We start from the raw sequence: 21,676 nt of genomic DNA on the forward strand, positions 1-21,676 counted from the left end.
GCGGTAATGCCCGCCCCGGTCTCGACAGCCACCGTGGCCCCGAGGGCAATGAACTTCTTCACGGTTTCCGGCGATGCCGAAACCCTGCTCTCCCCCGTCGCCCGTTCCCGAAGGACGGCGATCTTCATTGCCCCCGCCACGGCGCTTTTACTGGATCACCAGGATGACCACGAAAACCAGCGCGCAAATCGCCGGCGTGGCCCACTTCACCATGTTCACGAAACCGCTGTAGGTGGCCTTTGCGGCCTTGATGTCGTTTGCAGGAGCCATTTTCTTCCCCAAATCCATGCGCCACTGCGGGCGCGACGCGCATGCTCTAGCGATGGCCGCCCCTGCGCTCAAGTGCAGAGCGGCTTCATCGCGCTTAATCGGCTCTTTACCCAATCCGGCTAGTGCATGGCTCCTGACGTTATTGCGGGGGAGTCAAAGTACTAGGTCATGCACGAGCCCGAACAGCGCCTTCTCATGTTGATCGACGACGAACCCGCCCAGTGCCGCCTGATTTCGGCGCTGGCTTCGCGGGAGGGTTGGCGCACGGTCATCGCCCGCGATTCGGAAAGCGCCATCGCGACGCTCGGCACGCGCCAGGGCATGCAGCTCGGCGCGATCATTCTGGATCAATGGGTGCCAGGCGATGATGCTTGCGCTCTCATCGCAGAACTCAAGGCCCGCCGCCCTGCCCTGCCCATCCTGATGCTGACCACCAGCAGTTCGCCGCTACTCGCGGTCGAGGCAATGCGCGCTGGCGCGACCGATTACCTGATCAAGCCGGTTGCGCCCGAACGCCTGCTGCAGGCGCTGCGCAGCGCGACCTCGCGGGAGAGCGATGCCGTCGAACTTCAGCCTCTGACCGAAAAGTTCGGCGCCGCGCTGGATTTCGATTCGATGATCGGCGCTGCGCCTGCCTTCCGCGCCGCGCTCGCCGTTGCGGCCAAGGCTGCGCGCACGCACGGCAATGTCCTGATCGAAGGCGAAAGCGGGACCGGCAAGGAAATGCTGGTCCGCGCAATGCACGCCGCGAGCCCCCGCAGCCGCACCGCACTCAGGACAGTCAACATCGGCGGCATGCCTGCCAACCAGGTCGAATCGGCCCTGTTCGGGCACGAAAAAGGTGCCTTCGCCGGGGCATTCGAACGGCACGTCGGCCTGCTGCAACACGCCGATGGGGGCACGCTCGTGATCGACGAAGTGGATCGCCTGCCGGACACCGTGCAGGAACGCCTGATCCGCTTCCTCGAGCGTGGCGACGTCCAGCCCATCGGCGCGCGCCATTCCTTCCGGGTGGACGTGCGGATAATCGCCTGCGCCAACGCCGGTCTTCGCGATCTCGTCGAGACCCGCGATTTCCGCGCGGATCTGCATGCACTGCTCAGCCACACGCAGGTCCTGCTGCCGGCCTTGCGCGAACGCTCGGGCGATATTCCTGCCCTCGCCCGGCACTTCCTTGCGCGGATCGGCGAGCAGCCCGGTCTCAGGCCACTTGGCATCACCGACGGCGCGCTGGCACTACTTTCCGCCTATGACTGGCCGGGCAATGTGCGCCAGTTGCAGGCCACCTTGTTCCGCGCCGCCGTATTCTGCGATGGCGAAGCCCTCACCGCGCAGGACTTCCCCAACCTTTCCAGCATGATCGGGGAATCGAGCCGCCCCGCACCCAGCGTCACCGATGGCGCTGGCATCACCCTGTTTGCCGCCGATGGCAACTTGCGACCGCTCGAGGAAATCGAGGCCGACGTGATCCGCCTCGCTATCGGGCACTATCGCGGACGCATGACCGAAGTCGCCCGTCGCCTCGGCATCGGCCGCTCCACCCTTTACCGCAAGCTTTCGGAACTGGGCATCGACAACGCCGCCTGACCCGCGCTAGCCTGACGGCATGACGGGAACCAAGGAATTCGCCGGGCGCGTCGCGCTCGTAACGGGCGCTGCCTCGGGCATCGGCGCTGCTGCCGCACGCTGGCTCGACGCGCAAGGGATCGGCGAACTGGTGCTGGTCGACATAGACCGGCCTGCGCTCGACCACCTCAACCTCGGCTGCAAGGTCAAACCAATCGGCGGAGACGTGTCCGATCCGTCACTGTGGAAGCTGCTCGAACGCGAGGTACCGCAGATCGACTTCGCCGTGCTCAACGCCGGCATCGCCACCAACGGCGAGATCACCGACCTCGACATCGCCGCCTGGCGCAAGACGCTGTCGGTCAATCTCGACGGCATGTTCCTGTCGCTGCGCACAGCCCTGCGCGCAATGAAAAGGGCACAAAGTGGCGCAGTCGTGCTTACGGCCTCGGTCTCGGGCATCAAGGCTGCCGCCGGAACCGCGGCCTACTCCGCCTCCAAGGCCGCGACGATCCAGTTGGCCAAGGTCGCCGCCGCCGAGGCCGCCAAGTACGGCGTGCGCATCAATGCCATCGCGCCGGGCGGCGTCGACACAGGTATCTGGGATCGCGCCGAATGGTTCGCGCCGCTTGTCGAGCAACACGGCGGACGTGCCGAAGCTCTGGCCGCCATGGCAAAGGATGCAACGCCGCTGGGACGCTTCGCCAGCGCCGATGAAGTCGCCGCGCAGATCGGCTTTCTGCTGTCCGATGCCGCCGCCACGATCACCGGCACTTGCCTCGTCAGCGACGGCGGTGTTTCGCTCTAGGCGAAACGGTCAGACAAGCTGGCTGAAGTCTGTCAACGCCGCATCGCGCAGGCCGCGCCATACGTGGAGCGCCTGCACCGTCTCGGCGACATCGTGCACACGCACCATCTGGCACCCGGCATCCATCGCCTTAAGCGCCAGCATCACCGAGCCCGCCATGCGCTGGTGCGCAGGAACTTCGTTTGACAGAGCCCCGATCATCCGCTTGCGGCTCGCTCCGAACAGGATGGGCTGCCCAAGCGCGTGGAACAGCGGCAAGGCGTTGATCAGCGCAAGGTTCTCGGCCAGCGACTTGCCGAAGCCGATGCCGGGATCGAGCATAATCTTCTCCCGCGCGATCCCCGCCGCCAGCGCCGCATCACGCCGCTCGCGCAAGGCGTCGAACACGTCGAGCACGACGTCGACATAACTGCCATCGGCATGGAGATCGCCATCGGTCCCCGGCGCATGCATCAGCATGACCGGCGCCCCGGATTGCGCCACGATTTCCGCCGTCCGCGCATCATGGCGCATGGCTGATACGTCGTTGACGATATGCGCCCCCGCCGCCAGCGCCGCCTCGATAACCGTCGAACGGCGGCTGTCGATAGAAATCGCGGCACCTGCCGCCGCCAGTTGCTCGATCACCGGCACAACCCGCTTGACCTCGTCGCCTTCCCAAACCGCAGCCGCACCGGGACGAGTGGATTCCCCGCCCACGTCGATCAGCGCCGCGCCTGCAGAAAGCATCGCATGGGCATGTTCCAACGCCGCATCAGGCTTGTCGAGAAACTGGCCACCGTCCGAAAAGCTGTCCGGCGTCACGTTGAGAATGCCCATGACCACCGGCTGGTCGAGCCGCAACATCCGCTGCCCGCAGGCAATCGGCGAATGGATGGCACGCAGGCTGGCCCACTGTTCGGCGGCATCGGCCGCAAGCGCATCGGGAAGCGCCGCAATCGCCGCCTGCATTTCAGGCGCGCCAAAGCGCTGGCGGGAAATGACCCTCCCGCCGTCGCGTACGATCAGCGCAAAGCGGCTGGCATAGACCAGCCCGCCGCCCAACCGGATCGCCTCGCCCTCTTCCGACTGCGGACTGTCGGTCAGGCCGATCGGGCGGATGTAAACCTTCATTGTTTGCGTCCCCGCGAAGGCGGGGACCTCGTGCGATCATGCGCGAGATGTTCCGCCAGAACACCGAGGCCCCCGCCTGCGCGGGGGCGCATTGCTACCTCAGAGCCTAGTCCTCGACGGCCAGCAGATAAAGCTGCCGCAGCGCATCGATGGGCTTGACCTCGCCCTCATGCTCGACATGCCAGAACGTCCAGCCATTGCACGAAGGCGCGCCCTGCAGTTTCGCACCAAGGCCATGGATCGAGCCGATCTCGGCGCCGGCCTGAAGCGAACCGTCGGCGCGCACCACCGCCTCGAACTTGCCCTTCTTGGCCGTCAGCCGAGTGCCCGGCGTGAGCATCCCGCTCTCGACCAGCGCCCCGAACGCCACCTTGGGCGCGCTGCGCTTGGACTGCATCGTCGTCAGCGCGCTTTCGTCGAGCGGGAGCGCCAGTTCGATGCGCTCCTGCGCCACCTCGATGTAATCGTCCTCGCGCTCGCAGCCGATCCAGTCACGGCCAAGGCGCTTGGCCACCGCGCCGGTCGTGCCGGTGCCGAAGAACGGATCGAGCACCACGTCGCCCTTATTGGTCGTCGCCAGCATCACGCGATAGAGCAGCGCCTCGGGCTTCTGGGTCGGATGCGCCTTGGTGCCATTGCGGCGCAGGCGTTCCGGGCCGGAACAGATCGGCAGCACCCAGTCCGAGCGCATCTGCAACTCGTCGTTCAGCGTCTTCATCGCGCGATAGTTGAAGGTGTACTTCGACTTCTCGCTCTTCGACGCCCAGATCAGCGTCTCGTGCGCGTTGGTGAAGCGCGTGCCCTTGAAGTTGGGCATCGGGTTGGCCTTGCGCCAGATGATGTCGTTGAGAATCCAGAACCCCAGGTCCTGCAGGATCGTGCCGACGCGGAAGATGTTGTGATAGCTGCCGATCACCCAGATCGAACCATCGGGCTTGAGCAGGCGCCGCGCCTCGGTCAGCCATTCGCGGGTAAACTGGTCGTAGACCGCAAAGCTGGAGAACTTGTCCCAGTCGTTGGTCACCGCATCGACATGGCTGCCATCGGGACGCGCCAGATCACCACCGAGTTGCAGGTTATAGGGCGGATCGGCAAAGATCATGTCGATCGAGGCATCGGGCAGCTTGCGCATCTCCGAAATGCAATCACCACGCAGGATCTGGTTCACCGGAAGCGCGACATCCGCCTTCAGCACCTTTGCCGGCGCCGCGCGAAGAGCCTTAGCGCGTTCCTTGACTGCAACTGCCATATCTAGTCCCTGACCCCTTGTGGATAAGGCCACCGTTTGAGTCATCGGAGACTCGCCGTCAAGCGGCGACTCGCCAGAATCCGGCGAGTCGCGCGGGGTTCAGGATGAGAACAGAAAGAGTCTTTTTCGACATGTTGAGTCTAGGAGTCGCAACAAGACTCAACATCTAGTGGTGTGCCCGGACGGACTCAGCGCCAAATTTTTTCGTCAGAGCAACTGCAACTGCGCCACCGGGGCAAAGCTGCGCCGGTGCAGCGGCGTCGGTCCATGTTCGCGCAGCGCTGCCAGATGCTCGGGCGTGCCGTACCCCGCATTGCGCTCCCACCCGTAGTGCGGATGCGCCAGCGCTGCCTCGCGCATGATCCGGTCGCGGTGTTCCTTGGCTATGATCGAGGCCGCAGAAATGCACGGCTCCAGCGCATCCCCGCCAACGATCGGTCGCGCGGGCCAGCACCATTCCGGACGGCGACCATACGGCGTCAGGTTGCCGTCGACCAGCACCTCGCCCACGCCTTCGTCATGCGCCATCTGCTCACACAGCGCCTGCACTGCCAGCGTCATCGCCAGCATGGTTGCGCCGAAAATGTTGAGGCGGTCGATCTCGTCGGGCTCGACGACGCCAACCGCCCAGCGGCAGCGCCGCTTGATCTTGTCTTCCAGCTCCGCCCGCCGCGCCGCGCTCAGCTTCTTGGAGTCATCGAGGCCCGAAGGCCGCGGCTTGCACAGCACCACCGCCGCCGCCACCACCGGCCCCGCCAATGGCCCACGCCCCGCCTCGTCCACGCCGATGGTGACCATGGACGAAAAGGAGGTGGCACAACTGGCATCTGAGGGCATTGTGGCCTGCATGACGAATCCGATCCTGCGCTCGCTATCGCCTCTCGCCCTGCTCCTCGCAAGCTGTTCCGCCAAAGGGGCCGATCCGGCGGAAGCGGGCATCGCGATCACCGATGTCGCGACCTTTGACGAGCCTTGGGCGATGACCTTCCTGCCCGGCACCGACAAGGCGCTGATCACCGAGAAGAAGGGCAAGCTCAAGCTCTGGACCGAAGGCACAAGCAAGACCGTCGATGTCTCCGGCTCGCCCACCGTCGATTACGGCGGACAGGGCGGCTTCGGCGATGTCGTCGCCGCGCCCGATTTCGCGCAGAGCGGCATGGTCTATCTCAGCTGGGCCGAGGCGGGCGCAAACGACACGCGCGGTGCGGTTGTTGCCCGCGCCAAGCTGGTCATGGGCGATGCGCCCCGCCTCGAAGGGCTGAGCGTCATATGGCGGCAGTTCCCCAAGGTCACCGGGCGCGGCCACTACTCACACCGCATCGCCTTCTCGCCGGACGGGCAGTACCTGTTCATCTCCTCGGGCGAGCGGCAGAAGTTCACGCCTGCACAAGACCTGAACGCCAACCTAGGCAAGGTCATCCGCCTCCTGCCCGATGGCACCCCCGCCCCTGGCAATCCATTCGAAAGCAAGGGCGGCGTTGCGGCGCAGATCTGGTCCTGGGGCCACCGCAACCTGCTCGGCCTCGCCTTTTCGCCCGATGGCCGCCTATGGGACATCGAACACGGCCCCGCCGGTGGTGACGAGATCAACCACGTCGAACCCGGCAAGAATTACGGTTGGCCGCTTGTGTCAGACGGCGACCACTACGACGGCAAGCCGATCCCCCGCAACAAGACCCGCCCCGACCTCGCCCAGCCCGCAATCAGCTGGAACCCGGTCATCGCGCCGGGCGACATGATCTTCTACACCGGCAGAGCCTTCCCCCAATGGCAAGGCCAGGCCCTGATCGCCGCCCTTGGCGCAGGCGGTATCGTCCGCGTCAAGATCGACGGCGAAAAGGCGACGGAACTCGAACGCATAGACCTCGGCAACCGCATCCGTGAAATCGAGCAGGCGCCGGATGGGACGCTCTATGTGCTGGAAGACGGCGAGGGCGCGAAGTTAAGGCATTTGGTGCCGAAGGGGTGAGGATAGGCGACGGCGTCGGTGACAATGTCCTTGGGCCTGAAAGCATTCAATGGCCGCTTTCGCCCAGTTGCAGACACTTCTTGAGATAGGTAGTCTGACCTGATGGAAGGAAAACCTTATCGATCATTCTTGGGCTTAGCGCTGCTTCTGATGGCGGCGCACACCGGAATTGCTCGTGTTCCTCCTCCACCGCGTCCCCCAGCCATCGTCGATCCAGATTCTACGGCGTTTCGTACCAGCCTGTCGCGCAAGTTGAATCGAGCTCGCAAAGAGGCGCTGCGGATTACACCGCCCGTAACGATGCGCTTTGTCGTTGGGTGGGAAATGCACTACGGCTACTATTTGCTCGAAGAGCACGATCTAACGAAGATGGTCACCCCTGATTTGATGAACACGTCGGTTAGGACATCGTTTGACGCAGAGTATAACAACGAAGTGCTTGCAAAACACCTTGGAGAGAGGTTGATTTGCGAATGTATCGGAGTCGACTGGACTTTCTATTCAGGTCGCCGGTTCATCGTTCAAGACGCCAAACTGCTTTGGGTGCGGTGATCACAGTCACTTTCCCCTCCGTTGTCGCCGCAGCGACCCACTCAAAGCAGGCCGGTAGCAGTAGTTTCTTCGTCAGAGCTGGTCCGACAGCTTCCCACACCAAAGCAGCCGCTACAACCTTCGCTGTCGCTTGCCGAAAGCGGACATTGGTTCATGCAAGCCGGACGGACGGCCGCTAACGCCCACTTGTGGACATCCTGTGTAATGGTAAGCTTCGGTAATGGCGCTGTGGCAGTTCTCCCTTGATCTAATTCCCGCATCGGCTGCCACCGTCGAAGGGACCGCGGTGATCCGGCTACGTCGAGACCAACTGGATGCAATTCCATTGGATCTGTCGAGCGAAGATGCTGGGAGATTATTCGGTTGGCTCAACAGACTGCTCCCGGAAGCTGTTTCGTGGAGCGACAGTCTGCGCATTTGGGGCGATGTTCGAAAAGATGACGTGAAGGTATTCTTGAGCAGTCACGGCATCGAGTCTGTCCAATATCGGTTGAACGCCGCTGATCTATCTATCCATTTGATTAGCGGCATCTGTGCTATCGCCCGGAAACTCGGGTGTGTTTTCGCAAGCAGCGAATGTGGCATCGTTCAACCTACCGACGAAGCCGTAATTCGCGCAATAATGCAGTCTCCCGCTACTCGCTTCGTGCAAGACCCAAAGGGGTTTTTGGAAGCGGCAGTGCTTAGCGATAGGGCTCGTGGTTGAACGGCTGCCAACCACCCAATCCGGTCGTTAAATGGTCTTTGGCCCAAATTCCCTAGCTCCCTCAAAACCCCCGCGACCACCTCACCGCAACCCCACCATCATCCGGCGCACCGGCAAAATGCCCCGGCTCCCGGCGGAAGAACACCCTGGCCGAGGCATCGCCGCCCCACAGCGCCGTCGCCCAGGCCAGCTCGGCGTCAAGCTCACGCCCGTTCGGCGCCAGCGACAGCGGCACGCGAGCGAAAGTGGCGCTCTGCGTCGCATAGTCCCACGCCACTGGCAGGTTCAGTTCCAGCCCGCCGCGCTCCACCCGCAGCGGTTGTGAGACGCGCAAGGCCAGTCGGTCTCCACCCGCCAGCACGCCCTCGCGCGAAAGATCGACGCTCCACGATGACGAGACCAGCCTTGAACCGCCTGTCGCCACCGCACCGCGGTCGATCCGCGTGAAGCCGAGACTGCCCGTCGCCCCCAGCGCCCAGCCCCCTCCGGCCTTTGAACGGCCGAACCGCCAGCCAAACCCCGGCGAAACTGTCGCCGTCGTCGCCCCGCCGCCGCCCAGCGCATCGGCAAAGCGCGCGCCCAGCACCGTGCGCTCCTCGCGCATCAGGCCAAGGCCGAGCCGCCAATCGAGCGCCCCATCCTGCCCGCCATCGAGCGCAAAGCCGATCTGCGTCATCCGATCCTCGCGCCGTTCGCGCAACGGATCAGGCCGCACCAGCACGCTGCGCTCCGCCGAAACCGTCAGTCCGAGGCGTCCAAGCCGATAGCGCGCCGCCATCCCCGTCTCGGGCCGGGTGAACACCCCGCTCGCCACGCCCGCAACAAGGAACTCCGGCTCGTGTCGCTGCTGCAACCGCGCAGTGAGGCTCTCGGCGCTGACCTTCCAACCCAGCGCCAGATCGAGCGAGCGATCAAGCCGCGTAACCACCGACGACGCCAGAACCCGCGCCTGCTGACGCTCGCCCAGCGCAAGCCGCAAGGGCACCGCGCCGAAGCGCCGGTCCACCGTGAACGCCAGCGCAAAACCTGAAGCGTCCATCGCCACCGGCCTGCCCCCACCGGCCAGCGCCTCGTGTAACGGCAGGCGAGACTGCCCGACGCGCAAGCCCGCCGCGAGGTTCAGCTTGTAAGCCCGCTGGTATCCGTCCAGCATCACCGTGCCGAGCGATGCCCCGCTCAAGGCATCCCCCATCGCCCCGCTGGTCGTGCCCGCAAGACTATCAAGCGGAACCGCCACTTGCGTCCCTGCCAGCCCTGTCGATCCCTGCGGCGCAAAGGCCCGCGCAATATCCAGAATGCCGCGCCCGTAAATCGCGTCCGTACCCGTCGCCCCGGCATCGCGCGCGCTGCGCAGCAGCAGGTCGACGATCTGCGTGCCCGTGAGGTTCGGAAAGGCCTGTGCCAGCAACGCCACCGCACCCGATACCTGCGGGGCGGCAAAGCTCGTGCCGTTGACGACGGTAACGAACGTCCCCTGCGCATTGGTCGTCGTCTTGATCGTGCTGCCTTCATAGACGCAGCAGATCTCCTCGCCCTGTGCCATCAGCACCGATGCGGCCGACGTCCCGGCCTTGTTGCTGAAATCGGATGCGGCGCCGCTCGAATTGACAGAGCCGACGATGATCACGTTGCCGCTACCTGCCTGCAGCACGGAGACCGCGAACGGATCGGGATTGGCAGGATCAATCGCCGGATCGGTGCTCTGGCCCTCGTTCCCTGCCGAGACGATCACGACCACGCCCGCCGAGGCGGCTCTCCCCACGGCGGCCCGCAAGGTCGCGTTGCCCGGATCGCCCCCCAGCGAAAGGTTGATCACCCGCGCGCCTGCCGCCACCGCGGCATCGATGCCCGCAGCAATGTTCTCGTCCGAGAAGCTGCAGCCGTCGGTGCCGGAGCACGATCCCGGCGTGTCCGCCCGCAGCATCTGCACCGTCGCGCCCCAGGCGATGCCCATCATGCCTGAATTGTTGCGCGCCGCCGCCGCCGTCAGCGCAACCTGGGTGCCGTGGTCATCATCGGCATTGACCAGCCCGCGCGAGCCGGCAACGTCGCGGGAGGCTGATGAAATCCGACCGGCAAACTCGGTATTCGCGGTGTTGATTCCGGAATCGACGACAGCAATCGTCGTACCCGCACCGGAAGCGCCCGCTTGCCATGCCGTAATCGCATTGTGGAGCGAAGGCCCATCGGATCTGCGAAACTCGGCCGTGTCGAAGTTCGTCGCGGTTGGCGTGGGTGTGGGCGCTGGGGCAGGTGTGGGCGTTGGAGTCGGAGCTGGTGCCGGCGCGGGCGTGCTCGAAACACCCCCGCCTCCTCCGCACCCCGTCAACCCGAAGGCCAGCGCGACAACAGCCACGTGGCCCACCCCGCGAAATCCCGCCATCACCGCACCTTAGCTTCGGTAGCCTTGTCCAAGTCTTGCTGATAACGCCGGAGGGGTAAATGCCGAATGACACAGTTCCGGACTGGAATACGCAAATGGCCTTCGATCCCACTATCGTCGATTGCTGGATCTTCGATCTCGACAACACGCTGTATCCGCCCTCCACCCGCCTGTTCGACCAGATCGACCAGCGGATGGGCCTGTTCATCCAGCAGTTGCTCGGATGCGACGCCATGGAAGCGCGGCGCGTGCAGAAGCTGTACTTCCATGATCACGGCACCACGCTGTCCGGCCTGATGCACTACCACGCCACCGATCCGCACGATTTCCTCGGCTTCGTCCACGATATCGACATGAGCCCGCTGGCCGCAGCGCCACGCCTTGCCGACAGGCTCGCCGCGCTGCCGGGCCGCAAGGTCCTCTTCACCAACGGCGACGATGCCTATGCCGCCAAGGTGCTGGCAGCGCTCGATCTTTCAGGCAGCTTCGAAGCGATGTGGGACATCCATGCGATGGCCTACAAGCCCAAGCCCGAACTGTCCGCCTACACCGGCATGATCGAGGCTTTTGGCATTACCCCCGAAACCTCCGTCTTCGTCGAGGACATGGCCCGCAACCTCGCCCCGGCCAAGGCGCTCGGCATGCAGACGGTGTGGCTGGATCTCGCCACCGATTGGGGCGATCGCGCCAAGGACGACGCCGCCATCGACGTAGTCAGCGATGACGTCGCGGCGTGGCTCGATCATACGATTGCGGCGCTTGCCGATCCGGCATCGCTGGGCTAGTCGCCACGCAACTTTGTTCCATACCCGACCGCCACGGAGAAACGCCATGACCGCCCAGCTGCAAGCCGCCATCGAAGCCGCCTGGGAAGACCGCGCCAATGTCACCCCGGCCAGCGATGCCGTGCGCGAAGTGGTCGAAGCCGCGCTCGAGCTGCTTGACAGCGGCAAGGCCCGCGCCGCCGAGAAGGTGAACGGCGAATGGCAGGTCAACCAGTGGCTCAAGAAGGCCGTCCTGCTCTCGTTCCGTCTCAATGACAACGCCGTGATCGAGAACGGCTCGGGCGGCGCACCTGCCTTTGACAAGGTGCCCTCGAAGTTCGCCGGCTGGGACGATGCCCGCTTCCGCGATGCCGGTTTCCGCGTCGTCCCCGGCGCCGTGGCGCGCAAGGGCGCACACATCGCCAAGGGCGTGGTGCTGATGCCGAGCTTCGTTAACATCGGCGCCTTCGTCGATGAAAGCACGATGGTCGACACCTGGGCGACGGTCGGCTCCTGCGCCCAGATCGGCAAGAACGTCCACATCTCGGGCGGCGCCGGCATCGGCGGCGTGCTCGAACCGCTTCAGGCTGGCCCGGTCATCATCGAGGACGGCGCGTTCATCGGCGCCCGTTCGGAAGTGGCCGAAGGCGTGATCGTCGGCGAAGGCGCGGTGCTGTCGATGGGCGTCTACCTCGGCGCGTCGACCAAGATCGTCGACCGCGCCACGGGCGAAGTCCACATCGGCCGCGTCCCGCCCTATGCCGTCGTCGTCCCCGGCGCGATGCCCGGCAAGCCGCTGCCCGATGGCACCCCCGGCCCCTCGCTTTACTGCGCCGTCATCGTCAAGACGGTCGACGCGCAGACCCGCAGCAAGACCGGGATCAACGAACTCCTGCGCGATTGATTCACCCAGGTTAACCCTCATTCCGGTCCTGTCCATGCGGGCAAGACCGGAACGTGCCGCTTCCCCGCGCGTAGACTCCGCAATCACGGTTCTACCGAAAGGAGAAGCGCCATGGAACGCCAAGGCGAAGAAACGCACATCACCACAAACGAGGCGCGCGGCGGCGAAGGCCTCAACGTGGTTCGCTGGGTCCTGCTGATCAGCCTGGTCCTCGCGATCGGTGCATTGACGATCATCTGGGTCACCGGGGCACTCACGACGCCCCAGTAACCGCATTATCGGGGGCGGCATGACACTGGGATGGAAGCTGGACCGGGACCAGCGCGACACCCTGCTTGCCGCCCTTCCCCCGCGCTATGAGATCGCGGTGGCGGACCATGTAACCTTGTCAGTCTCGGGAACCGGCCTTCCTGATCCGGTGTCGACAGCACAAATCATCGGACGTGCCGATGACGGCTCAGGCGTCGAAGCCTATGTCGTCGCCATCGACGGAACCACGCACCGCCCTGGCGGCGGCACATGGCACATTACCTGGTCCCTTGCCGAAGGCCGCGCGGCAAAGGAAAGCAACGACGTCATCGCAGCGCTGGGCTGGACCAGCGTTCCTGCGATCTCCCTCAAGCTTACGCCCGCGCACTGGTGATTGACACAGCCCCCCTGCCGCGCAACCGTCCGCCGATGCCAACCGCGCAAGACATCATCGCCGCGCTGAATCTGTCGCAACACCCCGAAGGCGGCTGGTTTCGCGAGACCTGGCGCGCTTCTGCAGCCGATGGCGAACGCGCCCCCAGCACCGCGATCCTGTTCCTGTTGCCAGCGGGGGAACGCTCGCACTGGCACGCCGTCGATGCCGACGAGATCTGGATCTGGCAGTCGGGCGACCCGCTGGCGCTACACATCGCGCCCGATGAAGCGACAGCGCCGACCACGCATCATCTGGGCAGCAATCCTGCAACCCACAGCTTTCAGGGCGTCGTCCCCGCAGGCCAATGGCAGGCTGCCGAACCGCTCCCGGGCGATCATGGTTACGCGCTCGTATCGTGCATCGTCGCGCCCGGGTTCGATTTCAGCGGGTTCACGCTCGCCCCGCCGGGCTGGGAGCCGGGCGCATGACCCGGCAAGTCGTCCGCTGGATACTGGCGCTGTTCTACTTTGCCGCGGGCATCATTCACATCGCCGCTCCCGCGCCGTTCCTGACGATCACGCCGTCGTGGGTTCCCGCACCGCAAGCGGTGGTGTTTTGGACAGGCATAGCCGAACTGCTCGGCGCCATCGGCCTCGCCCAAGGCATGTCCCTGCCGCTGCGCCGCGCGGCGGCGACAGGCCTCGCGCTCTACGCCGTCTGTGTCTTTCCGGCGAACATCAACCACTTTGCGCTCGACATGGCCAAGCCCGGCCACGGCGCAGGCCTCGCCTATCACGTCCCGCGCATGTTCGCGCAACCGCTGCTCGTCTGGCTCGCGCTGTGGACCGGTGGCGTCACCGATTGGCCGTGGCAGCCGCGGACCCGATAGACCCCATGCTCCTTTCCGATCCTGCAACTCTCGCCGCCTGCGCGGTGGCTGTTATTCTCGTCGGCATGGCCAAGGGCGGCTTTTCCGGCCTCGGCGCCCTTGGCACGCCCGTCGCCGCGCTAGTCCTGCCGCCATCGATTGCCGCAGCCATCCTCCTGCCCATCCTGATCGTGCAGGACGTGGTCAGCGTGTGGTCCTTCCGCCATGCGTGGGACAAGTGGATCGTCGGCTGGATGCTGCCCGGCGCGGTTGTCGGCATCGGCATCGGCTGGGCAATAGCCGCGAGCGTCGACGAGAAAGCGCTGATGGGCGTACTCGGCGGCATCACCCTGCTGTTCGGCCTTTATCGCCTGTGGATCGAGCGCGGCAATCGCGTCGTCGCAGCGTCAACGTCGCCGGGGTGGGTCGGTGCGCTGTTCGGCATGGCCACCGGCTTCACCAGCCAGGTCGCCCACGCCGGAGGCCCGCCGTTCCAGATGTGGGTCACACCCCGCAAGCTGCCGCATCTGACTTACGCCGGCACCAATAGCATTCTTTTCGCCGCGATCAACTGGCTGAAAGTGCCGAGCTACGTCATGCTTGGCGCCTTCACCCATGACGTGCTGGTCGCCGCAGCCCTGCTCGTCCCCCTCGCCATCGTCACCACCCTGATCTCGGTCCGCGTGGTCCGCGTGCTCAAGCCGGAGCGCTTCTACACCATCATCTACCTGCTCATGGTCATGCTCGGCGGCAAACTCATGATCGACTCGCTTTAATCCACGCAACCTGCCACGGGGACCCGACAAGGGAACGCAACGGGGTATTGGGCATGAGCGACGACGATTACGTCTATGACGAGGACAGCGGTGAATGGATGCCGGCGTCCGAACTCGCGGCAAAGCAGGCTGCGGCAAGCACGGTTGAAGTGCGCGATGCCGTGGGCAACCTGCTTGCCGATGGCGATCAGGTCACGCTGATCAAGGACCTCGAGGTCAAGGGCGCGGGGCAGACGCTCAAGCAGGGTACGCTGATCAAGTCGATCCGCCTCACCGGGGACCCGCAGGAGATCGACTGCAAGTACCCCGGCATCAAGGGCCTCGTCCTGCGCGCGGAATTCGTGCGCAAGCGTTGAGCCATCACGGCAAGCGGCGCGCGTGTTCCAGATGCTGGCTCACGACTTGCGCCGTCTTGCCCGCAAGATCCATAAGCGGCTTGGCATCGCCGCTTTGCGAATAGGTCTGGAGCATCGCCAGGGCCTTCTCGTGCGCCGCCACCTGCTGGCGGGCATAGACATCTGCTGCCTGAGCCTTCGGCGCCGCCTTGAGTTCGGCCAGCATCGCCTGCTGATCCGCCGTCATGTCGGGCGTGTCGTCCAGCTTCACCTTGTCGACCTGACCGATCGCCTTGCGCAGATCGTTCGAGGATGCCTGGTGGTCCTTGATCATCATCTGCGCAAAGTCGCGCACAGCGCCGGTTGCGCCGGCCGACTGGACGGTCTTTGCGCTTTCCAGTTCGAAGCGGTCGCTCGCCGCCATGGCGTCGGCAAAGGCCTGCCCGGTGAGTGGCAGTTCCGTGCCCGCCACCGCGCCAGACGCATCCGGCGGTGCTATGCTGGCCGTTGCCGCCGCACTGTCGTCAGCTGCCGTTGTGGACGGTGCCGAGGCATCATCATCACGATTGCTGCACGCGCCCAGCAGAAGGGCGGGCAGCAGGAACAAGGGGGCACGAACAGCCATGGCATACTCCGGATCACGAAATGGCCGGGCGCAACACGCCTGCCATCGGGACAGCCGGAAGCAGCAGGCCACGTCGCCGTTCCCGATCCGGGATGAACTGCCGCCAAGTCCGGTCGAGTCGAGCGCGCGGCTTATAAAATGTTATGCATGATTACGTATGAACGGGCAGGTCACCCGGCCTCTCCCCTCGCCAACGCCTTGTTAAATCGAGGAAACCATCCCGATTGCATATCTTGCAACTGACAGGACGGCAAATACAATTGCCGCACTGCACACGATTAGTATGCTGCACCGCAACAAGATAAGGGTGCTGAAGGCAATTTTTCCTTATCTTCCAGGAGACATTGCCATGTTCAAGACTTTCCTCGCCGCAGCTGCCGCTGTCCTCGTCGCCACCCCGGTGTTCGCTGCCGAACCCGAAACCGGCTCGTTCACCTACCAGGGCGTGAAGTACGACTACACCGCCGAGCAGCAGGGCGACATCAAGGTTCTCAAGGGCTCGGCCTATGCCGGCAAGGTGCCCTTCGAACTGAAGGTTACCAAGCGCACCGTCACCGGCCGCTTCAACGGTCGCCCGGTCACCTTCGACGTCAAGGACGTCAAGAAGATCACGAGCAAGGCCGCTGCCAACGATTGACTGCCCCGCAACACGGGAAGGCCCGGTAGCCCGGCGCTACAGCGCCAGCTTGCCACCAGCGGCTCACCCGTGAGCAAGGCCAGCTTCGTGCTGCACCGATAGACAGGAAGGGCGCTTCCATCGCGGGAGCGCCCTTTCTGCTGTCGATAAACAAACGCTAAGCATTTCCCCTTATGGTTCTCCCGGGTTCGAGAGGGAGGATCACATGTTTGCCATTGCCCGCGCGGTCGTGCGCCATCCGTTACCGGTCGTCTGCGTTGTCGGCGTCATCGGCTTTCTGGCGATGGGCCAGTCCGAGAAGGACAAGCCCGCCGATCCCTGGTCCGCCCAGCCAGTCGTGGCCCAGGCCGAAGACGGCGCGAAGGACTCGATGATCTCGCAAGCGGTTGATTCCGCAGCAGACTATGTCGAGAAGGCCGACAGCACCGGGACTGTGTCCAAGGTGCGCGGCACGGTCGAGACCACGGCCAGCAGCTTGGACGATTCCGCAGGCAAGGTCGCCAAAGCCACCGGCAACTGACGCCGGAACCGGGTCTGCCGTCCTGCATTCCTTCCCCCGAGGAGGGAAACAGGAGCCGGACCCGTGTCCTTCGATCGCTTTGCCACTGCCATGATCGCCGCCGGCGCCGGGCTCGGCCTGGCCGTCACCAGCCTTGTGCCAACAAGCGCCCACGCGCCAGAGCGGCTGCTGCCATCGGCAAATGCCGCCGATTATCCTGAGATCACAGCGGTCAGCTACGAGAGCTATCCGGTGGCGACGGTGCCACTGTTCCACCGCGGCCCGATGCGGCTTGCCTCATGGGAAAAGCCGTGGCTTGAACCGCCCGCACGCGACGAGGCATACCCTCTGCCCGAGGATATCGATTATGACGGCGATACCGCTGTAGCGGACCCTCAGGTCGAAGAGGATTACGAAAGCGCTGACGGCAGGGCCAGTCCAGTCGACGAAGTTCCTGTCGAGCCGGTCGAACTCACGCTCGCGGACCACCCATAAGCCTGACGTCGAGGCCAGATCCCGCCTCATCTGCATGGTGGAACGCAACGATTTCGGTCATTCTAGCCTTCACCGCAGCATCATCGGCCTCGCGGTCAAGCGGATAGCGGGCAATGACCATTCCATCCGCCACGCTGGTCACGCAAATGAACCTGATGCTCGATCGCGTGGCCAGCTCGTCAAGATCGATGCCGTCGGCCAAGGTCCACGCCTTGCCGCCTTGCGATCGGATCGGCCTTGCGCAATGACGACAATATGCGTGCAGCACACCAGCTTCATCCCGCGTGCGGCCATGCCCCGGATGATGCATCCGGGTGTACCAGCACTGGGTCAGCGTATGGGACGTGGCGGGCTTGATCAGCATGACGCCACAATCGCGCGGCCATGGTGAAGATCGGAACAACCGTGCCCTGCGCAGTTTCCCATATCACTTCAAGGTAACGAAGATTTCCGCGATCAGCACCCAGAGCCCGCCCGCAAGCCGCCACTTTCCGGCGTAAGTGCCCTCGGCCAGCACTGCTCCTGTAGCCTCGTCGCGTCCGCTCCAGCGCCCCTGCTCCATGGCGATCAGCTCGACACTCGACGCTGTGACGCTCTCGGTAGTCCGCAGGTAGACAGTCCGGGGAGCCTGTGAAAACTCGCGCTTCCACGCCGCGAGTTGCGCCTTGCGACCGGCGATGACTGCACTGTCGCTTCCGGTGACCAGCACCACATCGGGCGACAGGATCGGCCCTATGGCCGCCAGATCCCCCTCCGCCAGCGCGCGGTTGAACGCCGCGCGGCGGAGGCGGACCTGCAGTTCGGCATCGGAAGCGTTGATCATCCCCGCGCGATGGCAGGGATCGGGCCTTTTGCAAAGCCCCGCAACCGATGCACTTTCAGCTTCAGGCCGAAACGAGGTTCACGGCCGAGGCCTTGCCATTGCGGCCGGTCTCGATCTCGTAGCTCAGGCGCTGGTCCTTATCGAGCGTGGCCATGCCGGCAGCCTGGACGGCCGAGATGTGGACGAAGCTGTCAGCGCCGCCGTTGTCGGGCTGGATGAAGCCATAGCCCTTTTCGGTGTTGAAGAATTTTACGGTGCCTACTGGCATGGGATGTTCCTTCCAAGAACGATTGTTGCCCGGAAGCGGAAATGCCGCCGGGCCGTGCGTGGTTCGTCAATTGAAAGGAAATCGTCGTCGAAGGCCGCAAATGCGCGCGAGGCGGACGGGCGGTAGTCTAGGCCGAAGTCCGTCGCAAAATTCGACGTCAGCGAGGGCGGTGTAGCACCATGGCGCCACTTTGGCGAACGTATTCGCGCAAGGTGGCATTCGCGTGATCGCCCGGCTAAGGGTCCGCGATGTCTGAAGCGCTGCAAATCCTCGTCGATGGCGATGCCTGCCCGGTCAAGGAAGAGATCTACAAGGTCGCCTTCCGCCGCAACGTTCCCGTCATCGTCGTCAGCAATTCCCCCTTCCGCGTGCCCGTCCACCCGCTCGTCCGGCGCCTCGTGGTCAGCGACGGTTTCGACGCGGCAGATGACTGGATCGCCGAAGCAGCCAATGCCAGAACCGTCGTCGTGACCGCCGATATCCTGCTCGCAGATCGCTGCCTCAAGGCGGGCGCCACGGTCATCTCGCCCGCAGGCAAGCCCTTCACCACCAGTTCGATCGGCAGCCAGATCGCCAGCCGCGCGATCATGGCGGACCTGCGCGCCGGAGGCGACGTGATCGGCGGCCCCGCCCCATTCTCGAAAACAGACCGCTCGCGCTTCCTGTCAGCTCTGGACGAGGCGCTTACGAAACTGTCACGGTAAATCAGGCCTTCTTCATGACCTTTGCTATCGCTTACCGAGGTGTGCGCAACCGGCACCGAGTTGCTCGAGCATGAGATGGTGAAGACTCTGCCCCCCTTCGCCGCATTAAGAATCCGATTACTTACGCGTTGTATCGCTTGAGACATGCCGTCCGAAATCATCAGTCTCATCGACAAGCCACATCTTCTGGCCATTTTACTTGCGCTAGGAGCCGCCATAGGCATTGCGGTGGAGCGGTTTGCCGAAGGCCTCAAGCGCGCGGAACGGAGAGCTTTCTGGCAAGGGCGGAAATCTGCGGAACGCAAGACGCGCGCGCACCAGGCGCCCGGAATGGGTCACAAGAGCCAGACCCAAGTCGCCGCAGAGCAGTTGCGCAAAGTGATGGAGGCGGACTTCAAGAGCAGGCCGCTTCTCAACCAGTCGGAACGGCGTCTTTTGGCAGTCGTCGACAAGACGCTGGATGAGGAAAAGCCCGGCTGGCGGACCATGGGCCAGGTCTCGCTCGGCGAAATCCTTGCCAGCGACGATAACGACGCGTTCTGGGCCATCAATTCCAAGCGCGTGGATCTGCTGATCGTCGATCACGATTGCCGCCCGGTACATGCTGTGGAGTTCCAAGGGAGCGGTCATCACATGAGCGCAGAAACGGCAGCGCGCGATGCGATCAAGAAAGAAGCCCTGCGTCGAGCCGGTATTGGCTATGTGGAGGTGACCAGCAATCAGACCCCCAGCCAGATCCGCATGCTGCTGCAGGGCCTGCTGCGTGAAGCAGCATAGCTGGCTCGGTCTGATGATTGCCAATCCGGCTTACCCCACGACGTAAGGCAAGCCGGATAAGATTGCGCCGTCAATCGTGTTCGCGGCCACCCGCGCCAATGTAAAGCTCGCGCCCCATCTCGTCGTACTTGGCGCTCATCGCTTTCATGCCCGCTTCCGCCTCGGCTTCATCAGCCGCGACGAAGGTCTCGATCGGCTGGTTCTGCTTGGCGGCAAAGTCGCGCACTTCCTGGCTGATCTTCATCGAGCAGAACTTCGGCCCGCACATCGAGCAGAAGTGGGCCGACTTCGCGCCTTCGGCTGGAAGCGTCTGGTCGTGATACTGCTCGGCTGTGTCGGGATCGAGCGACAGGTTGAACTGGTCGCGCCAGCGGAACTCGAAGCGCGCCTTGCTCAGTGCGTCGTCGCGCACCTGCGCTGCCGGGTGGCCCTTGGCAAGGTCAGCCGCGTGCGCCGCCAGCTTGTAGGTCACCACGCCAACCTTCACGTCGTCACGGTCGGGCAGGCCAAGGTGCTCCTTGGGCGTGACGTAGCAGAGCATCGCCGTGCCGTACCAGCCGATCTGCGCCGCGCCGATGCCGCTGGTGATGTGGTCGTAACCCGGCGCGATGTCCGTCACGAGCGGCCCGAGCGTGTAGAACGGCGCTTCGCCGCACGCCTCGAGCTGCTTGGTCATGTTCTCGCGGATCTTGTGCATCGGCACGTGCCCGGGGCCTTCGATCATCACCTGCACGTCCTGCGCCCAGGCCCGCTTGGTCAGCTCGCCCAACGTGTAGAGTTCGGCGAACTGCGCCTCGTCGTTGGCGTCGTAGATCGAGCCGGGACGCAGGCCATCGCCGAGCGAATAGGCCACGTCATAGGCCTTCATGATCTCGGTGATCTCGTCGAAACGTTCGTAGAGGAACGATTCCTTGTGATGCGCCAGGCACCATTTTGCCATGATCGAACCACCGCGGCTGACGATGCCGGTCATGCGCTTTGCTGCCAGCGGAATGTAGGGCAGGCGCACGCCCGCATGGATCGTGAAGTAGTCCACGCCCTGCTCGGCCTGCTCGATCAGCGTGTCGCGGAAGATCTCCCAGGTCAGGTCCTCGGCCACGCCGCCGACCTTCTCCAGCGCCTGATAGATCGGCACCGTGCCGATCGGCACCGGAGAGTTGCGCAGAATCCATTCGCGGGTGTCGTGAATGTTGCGGCCCGTCGAGAGGTCCATGACGGTATCCGCGCCCCAGCGGATCGACCAGACCATCTTGTCGACTTCGCTGGCGACGTCCGATGCCACCGCCGAATTGCCGATGTTGGCATTGATCTTCACGAGGAAGTTGCGCCCGATCGCCATCGGCTCGCTCTCGGGGTGGTTGATGTTCGAAGGAATGATCGCCCGACCGCGCGCCACTTCATCGCGCACGAATTCCGGCGTCACATAGTCCGGGATCGAGGCACCCCAGTCCTGCCCGTCGCGGATCAGCGCTTCCTTGGCCTGCTTGCGGCCAAGGTTCTCGCGGATCGCCACGTACTCCATCTCGGGCGTGATGATGCCCTGCCGCGCATAGTGCATCTGGCTGACATTCCCGCCGGCCTTGGCCCGCAGCGGGCGCTTGACCACGTTCGGAAATGCAGGCACGCCCGCCGAGCGATCCGGCCCCTTCAAGCCGTTGTCCTCCGGCTTCACCTCACGCGCGTCGTATTCCTCGACGTCGCCGCGCGCCATGATCCAGTCACGGCGCAGCTTGGGCAGGCCCGCCGCGATGTCGATCATGGCGTTGGTGTCGGTGTAAGGCCCGGACGTATCATAGACCCGCACCGGCGGCTCACCGCTCGAAGGCTCCAGCGAAATCTCGCGCATCGCCACGGTCAGTCCGGGAAAGCGCGCGCTTTCGACATGGATCTTGCGGCTGCCGCGGATCGGCCCGGTGGTCACGCCGATTTCCAGCTTGGAGTTGATGTCGGCCATTCAAGC

28 protein-coding genes and 1 pseudogene are annotated in these 21,676 nt (G+C 64.3%); 18 read left to right on the forward strand and 11 right to left on the reverse strand.

The features are described 5' to 3' along the window. Together I2488_RS10080 and I2488_RS10085 are read right to left on the reverse strand one after the other, a co-directional pair. Nucleotides 1-128, reverse strand: a pseudogene (locus I2488_RS10080) (NAD(P)(+) transhydrogenase (Re/Si-specific) subunit alpha); the annotation flags it as partial. A 19-nt stretch (nt 129-147) separates the two neighbouring features. Beyond that, the gene (locus I2488_RS10085) at nt 148-270 is read right to left on the reverse strand and encodes an aa3-type cytochrome c oxidase subunit IV (RefSeq protein WP_196275682.1); all 123 of its coding nucleotides are present in this window, start codon (nt 268-270) and stop codon (nt 148-150) included. Between the two features lie 168 nt (nt 271-438). On the opposite strand from I2488_RS10085, the gene I2488_RS10090 reads away from it, so the two are divergent. Together I2488_RS10090 and I2488_RS10095 are read left to right on the forward strand one after the other, a co-directional pair. Continuing rightward, nucleotides 439-1,857 carry a sigma-54-dependent transcriptional regulator gene (locus I2488_RS10090; RefSeq protein ID WP_196275683.1) on the forward strand — a complete coding sequence of 473 codons (1,419 nt, stop codon included), beginning with the start codon at nt 439-441 and terminating at the stop codon, nt 1,855-1,857. Between the two features lie 19 nt (nt 1,858-1,876). Next, nucleotides 1,877-2,644, forward strand: a complete 768-nt coding sequence (locus I2488_RS10095; protein ID WP_196275684.1) for an SDR family NAD(P)-dependent oxidoreductase — start codon at nt 1,877-1,879, stop codon at nt 2,642-2,644. A gap of 9 nt (nt 2,645-2,653) precedes the next feature. Here I2488_RS10095 and folP read toward each other — a convergent pair whose 3' ends face one another. From folP to I2488_RS10110, 3 genes are all read right to left on the reverse strand, one after another. Then, nucleotides 2,654-3,757: a dihydropteroate synthase gene (folP, locus tag I2488_RS10100; RefSeq protein WP_196275685.1), complete on the reverse strand. Its 1,104-nt coding sequence runs from the start codon at nt 3,755-3,757 to the stop codon at nt 2,654-2,656. Between the two features lie 106 nt (nt 3,758-3,863). Beyond that, the gene (locus I2488_RS10105) at nt 3,864-5,006 is read right to left on the reverse strand and encodes a site-specific DNA-methyltransferase (protein WP_281390056.1); all 1,143 of its coding nucleotides are present in this window, start codon (nt 5,004-5,006) and stop codon (nt 3,864-3,866) included. 207 nt (nt 5,007-5,213) lie between these two features. After that, the gene (locus tag I2488_RS10110) at nt 5,214-5,804 is read right to left on the reverse strand and encodes a ribonuclease HII (protein ID WP_196275686.1); all 591 of its coding nucleotides are present in this window, start codon (nt 5,802-5,804) and stop codon (nt 5,214-5,216) included. Nucleotides 5,805-5,853: 49 nt separating this feature from the next. Between I2488_RS10110 and I2488_RS10115 the strand changes: the two genes are divergently transcribed. The 3 genes from I2488_RS10115 (at nt 5,854) to I2488_RS10125 (ending at nt 8,233) form a co-directional block, all read left to right on the forward strand. Continuing rightward, nucleotides 5,854-6,975 (forward strand): PQQ-dependent sugar dehydrogenase, encoded by a 1,122-nt coding sequence (locus I2488_RS10115; protein ID WP_196275687.1) that lies wholly within the window; start codon nt 5,854-5,856, stop codon nt 6,973-6,975. Between the two features lie 102 nt (nt 6,976-7,077). Further along, a complete protein-coding gene (locus tag I2488_RS10120; protein WP_196275688.1) occupies nt 7,078-7,527 on the forward strand; it encodes a hypothetical protein in 450 nt (149 codons plus the stop codon). Nucleotides 7,528-7,747: 220 nt separating this feature from the next. Further along, on the forward strand, nt 7,748-8,233 hold the full coding sequence (locus tag I2488_RS10125) for a hypothetical protein (RefSeq protein ID WP_196275689.1): 486 nt from the start codon (nt 7,748-7,750) through the stop codon (nt 8,231-8,233). 61 nt (nt 8,234-8,294) lie between these two features. Here I2488_RS10125 and I2488_RS10130 read toward each other — a convergent pair whose 3' ends face one another. Further along, on the reverse strand, nt 8,295-10,616 hold the full coding sequence (locus tag I2488_RS10130) for a S8 family serine peptidase (RefSeq protein WP_281390057.1): 2,322 nt from the start codon (nt 10,614-10,616) through the stop codon (nt 8,295-8,297). Nucleotides 10,617-10,711: 95 nt separating this feature from the next. Between I2488_RS10130 and I2488_RS10135 the strand changes: the two genes are divergently transcribed. The 8 genes from I2488_RS10135 (at nt 10,712) to I2488_RS10170 (ending at nt 14,909) form a co-directional block, all read left to right on the forward strand. Next, a complete protein-coding gene (locus I2488_RS10135; protein WP_196275894.1) occupies nt 10,712-11,401 on the forward strand; it encodes a pyrimidine 5'-nucleotidase in 690 nt (229 codons plus the stop codon). A gap of 46 nt (nt 11,402-11,447) precedes the next feature. After that, nucleotides 11,448-12,284: a 2,3,4,5-tetrahydropyridine-2,6-dicarboxylate N-succinyltransferase gene (gene dapD, locus I2488_RS10140; protein WP_196275690.1), complete on the forward strand. Its 837-nt coding sequence runs from the start codon at nt 11,448-11,450 to the stop codon at nt 12,282-12,284. A gap of 111 nt (nt 12,285-12,395) precedes the next feature. Then, the gene (locus I2488_RS10145) at nt 12,396-12,554 is read left to right on the forward strand and encodes a hypothetical protein (RefSeq protein ID WP_196275691.1); all 159 of its coding nucleotides are present in this window, start codon (nt 12,396-12,398) and stop codon (nt 12,552-12,554) included. Between the two features lie 19 nt (nt 12,555-12,573). Beyond that, nucleotides 12,574-12,927, forward strand: a complete 354-nt coding sequence (locus I2488_RS10150; protein WP_196275692.1) for a hypothetical protein — start codon at nt 12,574-12,576, stop codon at nt 12,925-12,927. 35 nt (nt 12,928-12,962) lie between these two features. Next, nucleotides 12,963-13,397: a cupin domain-containing protein gene (locus tag I2488_RS10155; protein ID WP_196275693.1), complete on the forward strand. Its 435-nt coding sequence runs from the start codon at nt 12,963-12,965 to the stop codon at nt 13,395-13,397. Beyond that, nucleotides 13,394-13,798, forward strand: a complete 405-nt coding sequence (locus I2488_RS10160; RefSeq protein WP_196275694.1) for a DoxX family protein — start codon at nt 13,394-13,396, stop codon at nt 13,796-13,798. The genes I2488_RS10155 and I2488_RS10160 overlap by 4 nt, the downstream gene beginning before the upstream one ends. Nucleotides 13,799-13,803: 5 nt before the next feature. Then, a complete protein-coding gene (locus I2488_RS10165) occupies nt 13,804-14,553 on the forward strand; it encodes a sulfite exporter TauE/SafE family protein (RefSeq protein ID WP_196275895.1) in 750 nt (249 codons plus the stop codon). 53 nt (nt 14,554-14,606) lie between these two features. Then, nucleotides 14,607-14,909, forward strand: coding sequence for an alkylphosphonate utilization protein (locus I2488_RS10170; protein ID WP_196275695.1), 303 nt, complete (start codon nt 14,607-14,609; stop codon nt 14,907-14,909). A gap of 4 nt (nt 14,910-14,913) precedes the next feature. Here I2488_RS10170 and I2488_RS10175 read toward each other — a convergent pair whose 3' ends face one another. After that, on the reverse strand, nt 14,914-15,513 hold the full coding sequence (locus tag I2488_RS10175; RefSeq protein ID WP_196275696.1) for a DUF4142 domain-containing protein: 600 nt from the start codon (nt 15,511-15,513) through the stop codon (nt 14,914-14,916). 349 nt (nt 15,514-15,862) lie between these two features. Between I2488_RS10175 and I2488_RS10180 the strand changes: the two genes are divergently transcribed. The 3 genes from I2488_RS10180 (at nt 15,863) to I2488_RS10190 (ending at nt 17,144) form a co-directional block, all read left to right on the forward strand. Continuing rightward, nucleotides 15,863-16,150: a hypothetical protein gene (locus tag I2488_RS10180; protein ID WP_196275697.1), complete on the forward strand. Its 288-nt coding sequence runs from the start codon at nt 15,863-15,865 to the stop codon at nt 16,148-16,150. A 205-nt stretch (nt 16,151-16,355) separates the two neighbouring features. Beyond that, the gene (locus I2488_RS10185; RefSeq protein ID WP_196275698.1) at nt 16,356-16,670 is read left to right on the forward strand and encodes a hypothetical protein; all 315 of its coding nucleotides are present in this window, start codon (nt 16,356-16,358) and stop codon (nt 16,668-16,670) included. A 63-nt stretch (nt 16,671-16,733) separates the two neighbouring features. Next, nucleotides 16,734-17,144, forward strand: a complete 411-nt coding sequence (locus tag I2488_RS10190; RefSeq protein WP_196275699.1) for a hypothetical protein — start codon at nt 16,734-16,736, stop codon at nt 17,142-17,144. On the opposite strand, the gene I2488_RS10195 is transcribed toward I2488_RS10190, so the two are convergent. From I2488_RS10195 to I2488_RS10205, 3 genes are all read right to left on the reverse strand, one after another. Continuing rightward, nucleotides 17,122-17,508: a hypothetical protein gene (locus I2488_RS10195; protein WP_196275700.1), complete on the reverse strand. Its 387-nt coding sequence runs from the start codon at nt 17,506-17,508 to the stop codon at nt 17,122-17,124. The genes I2488_RS10190 and I2488_RS10195 overlap by 23 nt on opposite strands. A 63-nt stretch (nt 17,509-17,571) precedes the next feature. Beyond that, nucleotides 17,572-17,967, reverse strand: coding sequence for a YybH family protein (locus tag I2488_RS10200; protein WP_196275701.1), 396 nt, complete (start codon nt 17,965-17,967; stop codon nt 17,572-17,574). 61 nt (nt 17,968-18,028) lie between these two features. Continuing rightward, nucleotides 18,029-18,235 (reverse strand): cold-shock protein, encoded by a 207-nt coding sequence (locus I2488_RS10205; RefSeq protein WP_196275702.1) that lies wholly within the window; start codon nt 18,233-18,235, stop codon nt 18,029-18,031. Nucleotides 18,236-18,495: 260 nt separating this feature from the next. Between I2488_RS10205 and I2488_RS10210 the strand changes: the two genes are divergently transcribed. Together I2488_RS10210 and I2488_RS10215 are read left to right on the forward strand one after the other, a co-directional pair. Next, nucleotides 18,496-18,939 carry a YaiI/YqxD family protein gene (locus I2488_RS10210; RefSeq protein ID WP_196275896.1) on the forward strand — a complete coding sequence of 148 codons (444 nt, stop codon included), beginning with the start codon at nt 18,496-18,498 and terminating at the stop codon, nt 18,937-18,939. 144 nt (nt 18,940-19,083) lie between these two features. Then, nucleotides 19,084-19,716: a DUF2726 domain-containing protein gene (locus I2488_RS10215; protein WP_196275703.1), complete on the forward strand. Its 633-nt coding sequence runs from the start codon at nt 19,084-19,086 to the stop codon at nt 19,714-19,716. A 70-nt stretch (nt 19,717-19,786) separates the two neighbouring features. Here I2488_RS10215 and thiC read toward each other — a convergent pair whose 3' ends face one another. Further along, nucleotides 19,787-21,670: a phosphomethylpyrimidine synthase ThiC gene (thiC, locus tag I2488_RS10220; RefSeq protein WP_196275704.1), complete on the reverse strand. Its 1,884-nt coding sequence runs from the start codon at nt 21,668-21,670 to the stop codon at nt 19,787-19,789. Nucleotides 21,671-21,676 lie beyond the last annotated feature (6 nt).

It is taken from the genome of Novosphingobium jiangmenense (assembly GCF_015694345.1).
GTDB lineage: Bacteria > Pseudomonadota > Alphaproteobacteria > Sphingomonadales > Sphingomonadaceae > Novosphingobium > Novosphingobium jiangmenense.